Origin of the sequence: Bacillus sp. EE-W1 (assembly GCF_009760835.1) — a bacterium.
Lineage (GTDB): Bacteria > Bacillota > Bacilli > Bacillales > Bacillaceae_G > Bacillus_A > Bacillus_A wiedmannii.
Window position 1 is genome coordinate 1 of the sequence record NZ_WIPE01000097.1, and the last position, 14,604, is coordinate 14,604.

10 protein-coding genes and 1 pseudogene are annotated in these 14,604 nt (G+C 30.0%); 7 read left to right on the forward strand and 4 right to left on the reverse strand.

The window, feature by feature from the left end; translation table 11 throughout:
• Window positions 1-263: 263 nt before the first annotated feature.
• From GFJ36_RS24845 to GFJ36_RS24855, 3 genes are all read right to left on the reverse strand, one after another.
• Window positions 264-578, reverse strand: a complete 315-nt coding sequence (locus tag GFJ36_RS24845; protein WP_097859373.1) for a DMT family transporter — start codon at window positions 576-578, stop codon at window positions 264-266.
• On the reverse strand, window positions 578-919 hold the full coding sequence (locus tag GFJ36_RS24850) for a DMT family transporter (RefSeq protein ID WP_002090534.1): 342 nt from the start codon (window positions 917-919) through the stop codon (window positions 578-580). The genes GFJ36_RS24845 and GFJ36_RS24850 overlap by 1 nt, the downstream gene beginning before the upstream one ends.
• A 1,451-nt stretch (window positions 920-2,370) precedes the next feature.
• On the reverse strand, window positions 2,371-2,688 hold the full coding sequence (locus GFJ36_RS24855) for a hypothetical protein (protein ID WP_098961834.1): 318 nt from the start codon (window positions 2,686-2,688) through the stop codon (window positions 2,371-2,373).
• A 600-nt stretch (window positions 2,689-3,288) separates the two neighbouring features.
• Here GFJ36_RS24855 and GFJ36_RS24860 point away from each other — a divergent pair.
• The 4 genes from GFJ36_RS24860 to GFJ36_RS24875 all read left to right on the forward strand — a co-directional run bounded on the left by GFJ36_RS24860 (window position 3,289) and on the right by GFJ36_RS24875 (window position 8,296).
• A complete protein-coding gene (locus GFJ36_RS24860) occupies window positions 3,289-4,914 on the forward strand; it encodes an SIR2 family NAD-dependent protein deacylase (protein WP_098961835.1) in 1,626 nt (541 codons plus the stop codon).
• Between the two features lie 238 nt (window positions 4,915-5,152).
• Entirely contained in the window at window positions 5,153-5,719 is a 567-nt protein-coding gene (locus GFJ36_RS24865; RefSeq protein WP_098961836.1) for a hypothetical protein, read from the forward strand.
• Window positions 5,720-6,684: 965 nt separating this feature from the next.
• A complete protein-coding gene (locus GFJ36_RS24870) occupies window positions 6,685-7,290 on the forward strand; it encodes a recombinase family protein (RefSeq protein ID WP_098961838.1) in 606 nt (201 codons plus the stop codon).
• Between the two features lie 10 nt (window positions 7,291-7,300).
• The gene (locus tag GFJ36_RS24875; RefSeq protein ID WP_098961839.1) at window positions 7,301-8,296 is read left to right on the forward strand and encodes a tyrosine-type recombinase/integrase; all 996 of its coding nucleotides are present in this window, start codon (window positions 7,301-7,303) and stop codon (window positions 8,294-8,296) included.
• A 356-nt stretch (window positions 8,297-8,652) separates the two neighbouring features.
• Here the strand turns inward: GFJ36_RS24875 and GFJ36_RS24880 are convergent, their stop codons facing one another.
• Window positions 8,653-11,193, reverse strand: a complete 2,541-nt coding sequence (locus GFJ36_RS24880; protein ID WP_098961840.1) for a diadenylate cyclase — start codon at window positions 11,191-11,193, stop codon at window positions 8,653-8,655.
• A 640-nt stretch (window positions 11,194-11,833) separates the two neighbouring features.
• Here GFJ36_RS24880 and GFJ36_RS24885 point away from each other — a divergent pair.
• The 3 genes and pseudogenes from GFJ36_RS24885 to GFJ36_RS24895 all read left to right on the forward strand — a co-directional run.
• Window positions 11,834-12,046, forward strand: coding sequence for a hypothetical protein (locus GFJ36_RS24885; RefSeq protein WP_098961841.1), 213 nt, complete (start codon window positions 11,834-11,836; stop codon window positions 12,044-12,046).
• Between the two features lie 296 nt (window positions 12,047-12,342).
• On the forward strand, window positions 12,343-13,245 hold the full coding sequence (locus GFJ36_RS24890) for an Rpn family recombination-promoting nuclease/putative transposase (RefSeq protein ID WP_098961842.1): 903 nt from the start codon (window positions 12,343-12,345) through the stop codon (window positions 13,243-13,245).
• A 75-nt stretch (window positions 13,246-13,320) separates the two neighbouring features.
• Window positions 13,321-13,548: pseudogene (locus GFJ36_RS24895) on the forward strand (Rpn family recombination-promoting nuclease/putative transposase); the annotation flags it as partial.
• Window positions 13,549-14,604 lie beyond the last annotated feature (1,056 nt).

The following is a 14,604-nucleotide window of genomic DNA, read 5'->3' on the forward strand; positions in this document are numbered from 1 at the left end:
AAAGTTTACTTTCATTTCATTGCAAACACTTAGTTTCTTCTATTTATCCATATTTCTAAGAAAACACCAACAAAAGTATATATTCAAAAAACCGACTTTATTAGATTTGTAAAGTTGTACATAGATAATAAAGTTGTTAAAAAAATGCAAGTCATTCTATTCAACAATTGTGCCATTTTGTTGAATAACAATAAAAAAATGAAGAAGATAATTTGCTTAATAAAAACAGATTATCTTCTTCATAGTACAATCTAAAAAGTCATTTATGAAACGAGTTTTAAACCTATTGCAGCACCTAAAACCATACCTATAAAGATAAGTCTTCTCCAGTCTTTTGATTCTCCATAAAAAACCATGCCTAAAATTGCACCTCCAGACGCACCAATTCCAGTCCAAATTGCATAAGCTGTTCCCATAGGTAGTGTTTCCATTGCGTAAGCAAGAAATATAAAACTTAACCCAAATCCGAAAATTAACAAAGCTAATGATTGCCAATTTCGATCTTTATGCAATTTATTTATCATAGCAACACCAAACATTTCAAAAAGACCTGCTAAGATTAAAGAAATCCATGCCATTAGGATTCATCACCTTTCTGAACTTTATCATCTGTAACTAATTTCAAGCCAATTACTCCAGCTAATAAAAATAAAATCAAGAGTACTTTTCCCACTTTAAATGGTTCACCAAAGAACAGTATTTCAGAAAAGACAGTTCCAGCTGTACCTAACCCAACAAAAACAGCATAAACAGTTCCCACGGGAAGTTTTCTTCCTGCCATGATCATTAAATAAAAGCTGAAAAATATAGCAATGATAGTCCCCGTCCAAGTCCAAAAGTCATCAGCATTTTTTAAACCAATAACCCAAAAAATTTCAAAGAAAGCAGCAATAAATACTTTAATCCAGTCTTTACTCATCTAAAAGACACCTCCAATTTTATTCTTACCAAAAAAACAAAAAAAGCCTAAGAGAAAACTGTTAAACAGTTTCTCCCAGGCTTTTATCCTTCCGTAACACAGGAAAGCTGTGAGTTTTCTCTCGAACAAGACCAAAACTAAATATACATACACACATGAAAACAAAATAGTTTAATGCTTTGTAAACATCTTTCATTCTAATCGTTCCCTTAACTATATTTTCCCATTTTGGAATCCGCTGAGCGTACAAGATTCGCGTTTTGTTGACGAGACCACATTAAATAGTTTACCTAAAGCTGTACCGATAATAGAAAATATAATTGAGCGGTACTTTTTTCTTTGTTATATAAAATTTATATAACAAATGTGGAATTTAACAAAGTGGACAATTGAACCCCGTAACTCATATATCTCAAACATTGATTCATAGCTAAAATATTTTAAACAAACGTTTGTTTAATTCTCCTACAACAAATTTCTTCATCAAATAAATAAAAAATATAAGAATACCCCATTCACATATATTCATGAATTATATTTAGATATAATATGAAATTCATTTTCTTATAGTTAATTAATCTTAAATAAAAATATATATCTTTCTGTAAGAATGCACCATTCTTCTCTATTTACCTATTCTTATATTTTTTATAATTTATTATGATATATATATTGATTTAAAGTGTTTTGTTCAAAGTATTCAATTGAGATTTTTTAGATATTCAAGATGGTTATTTATTATCCTTTTCTAAATTCACGAAATTTTCAAATATAAAAGACACATATTTTAAGATTCAGTGTATAATAAAATCAATCCGTGGTCATAGTGTTTGCTCCGATTCAAATTATGAGATAGTTTGTTTTAACTTTTTTAGATAATGTAAAAAAGAACTTGTAGGGATTCCTACAAGTTCTTTTTGTTTTTCATTGTAAAGAACCCGCAATAAGGAAATAATATTGATTTCTATCTTGATTCTATTGAAGTATGTAATGTTTTCGGTATAAAAGATATAAAGCTAAGAATCTTATAAAATAAAAAAAAGATGTAGAATAATCTACATCTTTTTTTACGTCTTACATACCCAAAAATTTTAGTATAAGTTCGACGATGATGGGCGTACCCATCGCCGGTAGAAAGTCGAAATTGAATTCGAATTCTTTGCTACCATCTGCAGTCTTCTTAAACTTCAGTTTAAGCACTAAAAATCACCTCAATTCGGACTGTTATAGATCTTTACGAGATACAGTCACCATTGCCATTTGAGTTAACCCCCTACAGGTATGTGAGTTTAGTTTCACTTAAACTTATCCCTTAGACTCCGAAGAGTCCAAATAAATTATCTCATAATAACCATTATTTCACAATAAATATTCTCAGAATATGTATATATTTACCTATATAAAAATCACATAACAAAAACAGCCATAATAGACTGTTATTTATTGTTCATTTAGATTAATGATAGTACTTGTACCTTTCCATCATCCCGAATATGAATCTCTTGGAAAGAATCTCCGAATCCTTTAGTTTCAGGCTTCCCACCGTACCAGCCTTTTCTACCACTCTTTATCAGATATTCTTGAAATCTAATAAATACTTCTTTATTAAGTACGTAATTGTAAATGTAATATGGCTCATTATCTAATTCTTCTTCTCGTGAAAAAAAGAAATCTTCACCATACTTTTCTTCAAGCCATTTCTCAGCTTCTTCACGATTTTCGAATTTCGGATAGCTTTCAAATTCTTTATAACTAATACGCTCATTCATCATACATTCCCCCTATTTGACGAGTTTCTTCTAGAACATTTCATATATTGTTGGGATACACCATTATGGAAATATCCTTCCTCTATTATATAAGACAAAAAACATATTAAAACCAGCCAAAACGTTATTACTTCAAACAAATCACTTTCAAATATTCCTGCAAAAGGTAAATTAAAAGTTAAAAAGGTCATGAAAATTGATAATAATATAATCAGTAGTTTTTTTCATAAAATACACCGGCCTTTTAAGAATAGATCATCACGTATACAATCCCAAATCTACATTAATAGTCCAATAAGTTTACAAATAATCCCTTTAAATAAATTATAACAAATATATATTAAAAAACAGATGATATTGTTTGTTATCCTAAATTTTTGTAACAAGAAGCATAAGATGGCCGAAACGGTCAACTTATGCTTCTAATATGCAGACAACAAAAAAACAACTAGCCCCTCGTAAGAGGTACTAGTTGACGTAAAATTCGCTATTGGAAGTTTAAACTAATAGTTTACTATATTTATTAGATATTACTAATAGCAAGCATTACAATGATATACTAATATTAAGTTTATTTAGAAATGATAGGCGGGGATAAATATGAAAGACGTAGAATTACATCTAATTAATCATTTAAAAAAAATAAATACAGCCCCATTTTTATTTATAGGTTCAGGATTTTCAAAAAGATACTTGAACTTAGAAGACTGGGCAGGTTTAATGAAAAAATTTTCTAACCTAATGCCTTATGAATTTGAGTACTATTCCTCTACAGCAAATAAAGATTGGGCTGAAGTAGCTGAATTAATGGCAAAGGATTTCCATCCGATTTGGTGGAAAGAACAGCAATTTGAAAATAATCGTAAAGAATTTAAAGATCGCATTAGTAGTAAACAAAGTCCTTTAAAGGTGGAAATCGCAAAATATTTAAATAGTATAGAATATACATATGGTTTAAATGAAAAAAATGACAAGGAAATTGCAGCACTAAAGAACATTGTAATTGATGGCATTATTACAACAAATTGGGACTTATTATTAGAACAAATTTTTGAAGAACAAGAAATGAAAGTATATATCGGACAAAAAGAACTCTTATTTTCCCATCCCCTAGAAATAAATGAAATATATAAAATTCATGGTTGTAGCTCTATACCTGATTCTTTAGTATTAACAACTTCAGATTATAAAGGGTACAATGAAAAAAATGCATATTTAGCAGCAAAGCTTCTTACAGTATTTATTGAGCATCCGGTTATTTTTTTAGGATATTCAATCTCAGATGATAACATCCAACAAATATTAAAGGCTATTACCCGTTGCTTAGATCAAGATAATATCCATAAACTTAAAGATCGACTTATATTCGTTGAACGAGCTGGTCAAGACGAAGATTCTTTTGAAAATAATTCATCTTTAACAATTGGTAAAATTACAGTTCCAATTACAAGAATTAAAACTAATGATTATGAAAAAATATATAATGCATTGGCTCAAAACAAAAGAAAATTCAGTATGAAAATGATGCGACAGATGAAGTCTCAAATTTATGAACTAGTTAAAACTAATGATCCTGAAGAAAAAATTTATGTAGTAGATGGTGAATATGATAACACTCAAGATATAGAATTTGTAATTGGGCTAGGGGTAAAAAATGTAGTTGAAGAAATACATTCTAACCATGAAATTTCTGCCACCAAGGATTTAAGTGAACATGGGTATGGAGGAATGTTGGATATTGAACTATTTAATGAACTCTTATCAGATGATCCTAAGTATGACTATAATTCAATAGTAAAAATTTCATTACCTCAAATTCTCCGATCAAATCAATATGTACCTCTATTTAGATATGTAATGGAAAGTAGCATAGAAGCCGAATTACTAGATCCAAAAATAACTAAAAAAATAAATATGCGCTACACTGATTTTTTAACAGACACTCAAGAGAAAAAAATAAAAGATTTACCTTGGGATTGGCAATTTAAAAATATAAATGAGGTTCTTAAAGGGTTCCCTGATATTAAAATAGCAATTGAACAAATTCCACTGTTAGGACAAGAAAATTTGGATTGCGATGAGTTAAAAGATTTCCTTATAAAAAATTCAAATTTTGTAAAAGAAAAACAAACACCCGAAGGCACAGGGATTAGAAGGCTATTTCGCATATATGATTGGCTAAAGTACGGTCAATCAAAGGATGTACGAAAACGTCTTGGGAAATGAAATATACAGCATTAATGAGAAAGAACCCAGGCGCAGTTCCTTTTTCATTGTTTGTAAAAATATAAAATTTTTTTAATACATTTTAACTTTTTACTATATAAAGAGTTTAAGACAGACGATCTATAAGAAATTCAGTCAATCGTAAAATTTGACAAGGGGCAAGTTGTGTAGAAAAAAATTAAATTTTAAGACTGTTTGTCCGATACAGAGAATAAATTTAAAAGGAATGATTATATAAATGGACGTAATTTCAAAATGGACTAATCATGATATGAGTATTAGGGGAAGAGATAATTTAGCTTCTTCTGATAAAATGTGGAGTACAGCATTTATAAATTTGCAAAATAAAAAAGATGATTTAGAATTTCAGCCTTACATCGTTAAACCAAATACTTTGTTATACAGGGTTCATATTGGCGGAAATGATGAGCCAGATTATGATCTATATGATGACCGCGGGGAATATCAAGATGAGGAGTTTGCTTACAAATATAATGAGTGGTTAGATGAGAATAATCTTAAAACTATCCGTTTTGATAATCATTGGGTATCATTTACAAAATGTGTAGATGTTATTGGTTCAAATTATTTTGGTGAAAAGGGACGAAGAGGATTTGTTATAGTGATTTCTTCTAATAAGGCAGTTGATATTTCTTCTGAAAGTCCAGTTAGAGCTGAGGAGCAAGAGGTTGTTGCACCGATGGATGAAAAAACGGTGGTAGACATATTGCCTTTCAAAGATTTCATGGATAAATATGGTACCGGAAATTCTGAATATGAAAAAAGAGAAGTAGAGATTATATAAAATACCCATTTTTCGAAAAATGCTAGGATGATTATAGGAAAAGGCTATCTGTCAAATTTGACAAATGGCCTTATATTTTCAATTTTGTACTGACGGTGCATTTGTCACTTTACTCATAATTTTGCAGCAGTAGGAATCATAAACTTGCCGAAAATCGCTTTTTTAGAAATATTTATCTAATTGTTCAAAGAAAATGGAGCATAAGCTTGCCGTTTTGGCAAAATTATGGTTCAAATCACATAATCTCATCTAGCATAAAATACATTATAGCCGCCTCTTTCGTTACTTGTAAGTAACAAGCAAGAATCTCAGACAAAAAAAGACCCTGTTTAGGGTCTTTTTCTTAACTTAATAGAAAGTATTTCATTAGGATAAGTACCAATTGCATCGTAATATGTACCCCAGCATTGAATAAACAAGTCTTCAGACTAAATCTTATCCATTTTTCCCACTCAAATGAAGTATTCTTTCCAAACTTGATTGAAACCCTCGATTTATTTACATCACCCCTCTTATTCCTTACCTTCCTTTCTCTCATTCTGCTAAAACTCTTACTTGGTTTGCTAGTTTTTTTCTTTCTCATTGTAATCACCCCACATATTTTTTGAACATTATTTGAATGTCTAAATATGATAAGCAGTTCATACCTGTAAAATTCACACTTATCATATTTACCCTGTACTAGAACGTCCTATTATTGTGCCGTTGAAAAGTAGTTTAAAATGAAAGAATTGAATTCTAGAAGAGTTTGAAAACAAATAGCATTCAATGTGCATTATCTGATACCGAGTCATTTCACACCGCTAAAAAAGGTACACCTTTTGTTGTATATTGAATTCTACTTTATTCACCACTTCAAAAGGTCGGAAAATACATTTTTGAAGTGTTAAATAATTTTTGACACCTTTTGAAGTATTTTTGATATAATTTTATTAGAAATAATTTTGAAAGGATGTCTATTTATTTTGAATACAAGAAAATTCGGATATATAAGGGTTAGTAGTAAAGATCAAAATGAAGATCGGCAGCTCGAAGCAATGAAACAACTGATCACTGACGAACGAGATATTTTTATTGATAAACAAAGTGGAAGAGATTTTAATCGTGATCAATATCAACTCGTAAAACGTATGTTAAGAAAAGATGATATTTTATATATTCATTCCCTAGATCGTTTCGGCAGAAATAAAGAAGCTATCCTTGAAGAGTGGAAAGATATTACCCAAAATATTCAAGCTCATATTGTCGTATTAGATATGCCACTTTTAGATACAACTCAATATAAAGATAGTTTAGGAAATCTTATTACTGATTTGGTACTCCAAATCTTGTCCTGGCTTGCTGAAGAAGAACGAACAAAAATAAAGACTCGCCAACGTGAGGGTATTGAAGCTGCAAAGAAAAAAGGTAAGCATCTGGGTAGACCGAAAACTGAAATAACTCAAGAATTTATCGATGTATATAACGATTGGAAGCAAGGAAAGATTACAGCGCTACGCGCCATGAAAAAGTGTAATATGACAAGTCCTACATTTTATAGAGTAGTCAAAAGGTATGAGGATAAGGAGTGAAAAATATAGCATGACTTCAAAAGAGATCCAACATACAATAAAAGGCTTCTCTTCTTATTTATCAAACAAAGGAAGAAAACCTTCTACAATCAAACGATACATCTATGATGTAGAAAGTTTCATTCAATGGCTGCATCAATCAAAAAGGTTTACTAACGATACTATTTGGGAATCACTACAGAAAAAAGATTTCGAATCATTTTTTAACCATTTAAAAGCCGATCGTCAATACTCCGATAAAACTGTACATCGTATATATATTGTTTTAAATAGGCTGTACGAATACTTAGATTTACCAAGCCCAATTGAAGGGACTACTCATATAGATCCACCTAATCGAGCATTACGTAGGGAGGATTTCCTTTCTTTCCAGGAAGAGAGGCGCTTAAAAGAAGTTATTTCATCACTAGAAGGCCTTACAGAAAAACAACGCTCAGTACGCCCTATGATCTTAGAGCGAAATATTTCTATTATTACACTACTCCTGTATTATGGATTATCTTTAAAGGAAGTTGTTTCTTTACAGATGAGACACGTTCATTTTGAAAATAATACTTTATCAATTCCTGAAGAATCAAAAGTTAATAGAATTATTCATTTGAGAGAAGAAGATAAATTATACTTATACAAGTACTATAAAATTATCCCTGAACCTGTACGCCCTAAATATCACAGCAATGATTCGTTATTTGTTGCTTTTGATTTTACCCGAGGGACATATCACTGGAGCTATGAGGAGGATGCACCAAAATTTTTAACCGAAATCTCAATACAAAAAATGATTCGTTTAGAAGTGAAACGTGCTAATCTCCGAAAGGGAATTTCTGCTCAACACTTTCGAAATACCTATATTTTAAGATGTATTCAAGGGAACAATGCCCCTGAACAAATCATGCAGCAAATAGGATTTAAATCTAATTTATCCTTAAAAAGATTTTACGATTACTATAGATACTATAGACGATACACAACAAATACAGACTCACAACTATCACTTAATATATAATTTTTACACACCTATAGAACTTTAATGAATTCGATGAAAACAGTGGATTAACAATGAGAAACGATGAGGAATTATATTTTATACACCAATACACTTTACTGGATAGAACTACTAAAGCTATTAGAATTGAATCCTGGCGCTCGCTAAAAGAAGAAATGCAAGTCCTGGGCATAAAAGACCGTGATATCTTTCAAATTCAAATGATCAAAATAGACTCAAAAAAAGAGTAACATAGCGCCATGCCATGTTACTCTTTTTATTTTATATAAGATACTAAAAGACTGGACTTGTAATTTTGTCCAGTCGCTATTACCATCAAGTTACCTTTTGCAAAGTAACTTTCAGTTTTAGAATATCTATTTATTAAGTCTTTCAAGTGATGCAGCAATTTCAGGATTTATTTCTTCCTTGCTTTCTACATACTCTTCAAGTTTCTTAATTAAATTCTCACCTACTGATTTATTATCACTTTTTTCAAGTATTATTTGAACACAATAATTAAACCATTTAGAATCACTATTAATTAAATCCATAATACGATTAATAATTCCCTTATTTGAAGAAATCAGTTCGGCCTCAATCAAGTCCCCCAATGTTTCTTTGATCATCCCCATATCTTCCGCAACAGTGGCACGATTTAACAAAACGGTTCTAAACGAATTTAAAGTCATCGTTTTTGAAAATTCAAGAGCTTTAGAATAATTATTAAACGCTTTTTGATACAACATTTGTTTTGTTTTTTTGTATTTTTTCAAATCAGCAAGAATCTTATAGGTGACTGCACTGCGATTATAATCAAAACCGTTTATTTCATTTTCATTCTCTTCAACTATAAATATATCGTAAATTTCTCTAGCCCTTTCATAACACTCCTGGTTTTGTTCATTTACCTCTCCATTTCTAGCGCAATCAAAATATAAATTAGACAAATATCTATAATTTTGAACCAAAATAATATTTCTATCAGGTTCGGCCAATCCTCTTTTATAATGCTTAATGGCTTTTTCATAACAACCTTTACCACGATAAATCTCAGCTACTTCAAAAAACAAATGACCGTCTATATCTTTATTATCTATCAAATCTTTTTCTATTCTATTAATTTTAGATTCTTCATTTTTATTTTCTTCTTTTATTAAATCAATTAATTGTCGAAATAACTCATATATTTTCTCTTCGCTATCCGTCTCAGGTATTAGATTTACCATACCATCTTCTGAAATGATAACAATAATGCAGTTTTTATTGTTTTCTTTAAGTTTTTCTAAATATCGATATGCAGAGTTATATCTAGCTCCCCTTCTAGCATCACCGATATTTTCTTTAGCAATTCCATCTAATATTACACCTATTGCATGACACTTACCATTCGTATCAAAATAAATTGCGCCGTCAATAGATGTAAGAAATTGAATATATTCAGGAGTAATTTTTGTAGCTTCTATCAAAATCGATTGTTTCTTTAACGTTTTCAGTTCAGAAACAGCTGTATCATAGTCAGTGATTACAACCATAGTTCCGTGCTTTTGCTCTCTAGCGTACATTACTACCTGTTCAAGATATTCAATTACATCTTGATTTACTTCTAGTTTTTCATTAAAATCCTTGGACTCGAGAAGTCGTTTGAATTTTTCACTAGTATAGCCCTCTCCTCCTATTATGGGGCTTTTAAAAGATACATTTATAAGGCTTTTATCCATAATTTCTAGATTTTTACTTGTCTTATATATCCTTTTTCCATTTTCAATCTGCAATACCCCATCACTGGCTTCCTTCTCTTTTACTGTTATTAGATGGATATTATATTTAGATAGTCCTTTAAATTCAACCTTAAACAAAATACGATCGTTCAATTGGGACCAATTTATTTCGCCCAAACCATAAATCATTTCATGATCAGAAATTAAATATAGATCGTTTTCATTATTAGTCATTTCAAGCAATTTTCTAATCAATTTTGCATCATTTAATGCAACTAAATCATCAGATTGGAACCTAATAGTATAGTTAACAAGATTCTCATTATTTTTTAAAACTTCACTATTAAAAAATAAAATGGATCCAAATGGACTGTTTCCTTCATACGTATGATTTGAAATATTATCTATATTTTCTAACATATTATTAATATAATACTGATTATTCAATTCATTATTAAATATATATGTTATTTCATTGAACTCACTCTTTGTATATAATATTTCTTGTAATTTTCCAAAATAGAGTCGCGTTATTCTTCTATTAAACTGTATACAGTCTTCATTATACTTTTTATTTATTACTTGATTTTCACCTATTTTTAAAGTTTGAGCTTCATTCTCAACAAAATAATCAATAAAAAAGTAATCTAAAGCCATTCTTAAAAAGCTTAAATCTGGAGTATTGTAAAACAAATCAATTACTTCTAAATCCACATTTCTAATTTCAATTACATAATTTACAGTCCCAATTCCAATATTAAAACTGTTCATATACAAAATTCTTGAATTGTCCCCCTGAATATATGTCGATTTCTTATTCCCTTCTTCAACATCAACCGAATTCCCATCATCTTGATGTTCATTTAATTCATTTTCTGCGCTCAAAAATTTTTGCTGATTGCAATAATCTTTAAATTCCGTCCTAATTTTCTTGTCCGTAAAATTAACATCTAGCCCTAATTCTTTATATATATGGGGCAATTCATTAAGATTTTCCTGGCTGACCTCTATCTTGGAACTATTATCGAATGATAGAGTTTTTTTCACTCTTAATATTTCTTTGCAGCTGTCTTTTTCATCTAATACTATAGAATAAATCTTTAAATCTAATTTTTTATCAAGCATTTTTAAAATTTCATTAAGCTGAATATACGCCTGTTTATTTAATATTTTTATACCCTTAAAAAATGAATCCATTTCTAATTCTCCCTTTGCTCAATAAAAGTTATTAAATGAAATCCCTTAATAACCCTAGAGTTCTTCTCTTTTTTTCTTCATTAATTATCCAAAGGTATATTATAACAAATATTCTTTTTTGATATGTAAAAAATGGTTAATTATTCATCCCAAAAATTTTTCTTAATTATTCCTTCAAGATTCTCTAATTTCCTTCCTTGGATCTTTTTTAATAAAAATGATTTTTTATTTTCGTTTGTAACTCAAATACACATCCGGTATTGAATAAAATTTTGTTTATTATTCGAGGTCTTAGATAGTTTAAATGAATTTATGAGTTAATTAGGATGGAAAGATGATTTTTAAAAGAATTGTTGCATATATTGTATTAAGCAATGGCTATGCAAGTTTGTATTAGCAGGAATAGTCGCAAATTTAAAGAAAGAATAATTACAAACATATTTTTTATTGATTATGTAATAGCCCTCTTTATTTTTGTTCGTTATGGGCAGCAAAAAATATCTTTTAGTGTAGATCATTACAATCATCTAATTAAGAAAAATTCTGTATGTACTACAAATGCGTATACATCTACAAGAGCTAAAAATCTGGTATTAAACAAGAGTGAGTTGTAAGGAAAACAAGGGGGAGTGAAGGAACCATGATACATCGATATGAAATAGAATTTTCAGTAATGTATGGTGGCAAAGTAACAAACTTACAATCTACAATCATTCCAGCAAGTTCTTTAGAAGAAGCAAATGAAAAATTACAGTCAGAAGTTAAGCGACGATTGGGTATATGTCGTGTAAAAATTGATACTGCAAGTGTATGTAGTTCAGAGGATAGTCGATATATAATTGAACAAAAATGAAGAAAAAAGTCTTGTGCTAAACAAGACTTTTTATTTTTCATTTGAAAATTTGAAACAAAGTTTTCCATTGATTTTGTATTTGCTAATAACAGATTTCTTTCACTAACAGTCCCTTTGAAACTTACATTCAGTAAATACGAAAAATAGGAGGTAGTTCAAAAAAATACAAACTGTTAAATACCTAAAAGATTATTTTAACCCTTATGTCTGTTGCAATAAGAGCTTGTTTGCATGTGTATCACTCTTTTATGTACAATAAAAGAAAAACATCTTATGAGATGGGGAGAGGAAAACCCATGACCAGCCAACAATTAGTGAATTTACGCATTGATTTTGCTTTTAAACAATTATTTGGTACAAGTGGCAATGAGGATATTCTAATTGCGTTTTTAAATGCAATGTTACAAGGTTCTTTAGAATCTCCTATTGTTTCTTTGCAATTAGAAGACCCACACTTGCATAGAGAACATGAAGAGGATAAATTATCAATTTTAGATATTTCCGCAACACTAGATACGGGAACTAAGGTAAATGTGGAAATACAGTTAAATAATAATCATGATATGATTAAGAGAAGTTTATATTATTGGGGAAGGCTTTACACATCCCAACTTCAAAAGGGAATGCCATATAGCTCGCTCCATAAAACAATTACAATTAATTTGTTAAATTTCGTTATGTTTTCTGAATACGAGGCATTCCATACAACAGGAATTCTATGGAATCAACAACAACAGAAGGTATTAAGTGATGACATAGAAATTCATATTGTAGAGATTCCAAAACTCATGCAACAGTGGCGTAATGAACAAGTAAATCCCTGGGAAGATTCCTTTGTTCGTTGGTTATTACTACTACCAGCGAATGAAGATGAACACTTAACCCAAACATTGGAGGATATTGCGATGAACCAAGACCCTATTTTACAAAAAGCAATGGATAAATGGGAACGTATGAGTCAAGATTCTTCTTTCCGACAAGCATATGAAGCAAGGGAGAAAACGTTGATGGATGAAGCCGCAAAGTTTGCTCATGCTCGTAATGAAGGGAAAAAAGAAGGTATTCAAGAAGGATTTCAGCAAGGGAAAATACAAATGATTAAAGGTATGCATGAATTGGGTGTACCCATTGAAACGATTGCAAAAGCAAGTAAATTAAGTATAGAAGACGTTGAACATATTTTGAGAGAAAATTCATAATAAACAACTAAGAAAACAGATTGAATTTTTCAATCTGTTTTCTTAGTTGTTGTAATTTATTAGCTTATTCTTTAATTATTATTACTTTCAGCGAATGAAGATGAACCCTTAACCCAAACATTGGAGGATATTGCTACGAATCAAAATCCAATTTTACGAAAAGCAATGGTTAAGTGGGAACATATGAGTCAAGATTCTTCTTTTCGCCAAGCGTATGCAGCAAGAGAAAAGGTTTTAATGGATGAGGTCGCAAAATTCCCTCATGCAGAGCAACAAGGGATAAAAAAAGAAATGGAAGAAGGTTGCTTTTGCTAAGATACATGTAATTTTGAGTCATAAAGGAAAAACACTTCAACTTTACAGGTAAACTTTTTAATGATCAGTTACAATAAAAATGTTTAATTCTGTCCTTATAATCACACAAAAACCTGTCCAGCCAAAACATTACTCCTAAACCTATCCCCATACAACCATTTAAAAAATATTTTTATTATCATTATGGTACGTGAAATTATCAAAACAACTAAAAAGTAAATTCTGTTTCGTTTTCAAAGAAAGTGACTGTTCATATTCGTTTATAATCGATTCCGAATAAGATATCTATGCAATTTTGGTATTAAATAAACTCTTGTTTGTTATTCGAGGTTTTAGATAGTTTAGATGAATTTATCAGCGGACTGGGATGGAACAATGATTTTTTTTAGCTGTTGAATATATTTTATTATGTAATGGAGCATTTAAATTTGTTTTAGCAGGAAATGCGTGTACATCTACAAGAGCTATAGAGTAAGCGATAAAAATAGGGGCGTTTTAAGGAAAACGAGAGGAGCGAAGAAACGAGGGAATCCATTAGGTGAACTGCTGTAAGAAAAAGTCTTTATAATTCTAATGAACTGATAGACAGAATGTATCCAATAAATGTATTAAATCGGATTAATATTCGCGCTGTAGATGATAGAGGAGAATGTAATCCTCATAAGTTGAATAGTTATCTTAATCACCCTATGGTCTCAAAAAACTTGATTAATTTGATAATTAATTAAAAATATAGTTGTTTATTATTTGTGAAGTTAATAAATTTTTTTGACTCGAGATTGCGCCTTCTAGTTTTTGAGACCTTTTTATTGAAATTAGTAAATTTAATTAAAGTATATTTCAAAACAACAGCCGAAGCTTACATTATGAAAAATGATATGTATCTAAAAACGCTATTAATAATAACCCTGTTATTTTTTACAAGTATAAATGCATTTTGAAGGTGGGATTATAGAATTGATTTTATTTTTTTACTTAGGGAGGAAACAAACATGCCTGTAAACGACTATGGTGTATTAAAAGGAAAAGTCAAGGAAACTAAAA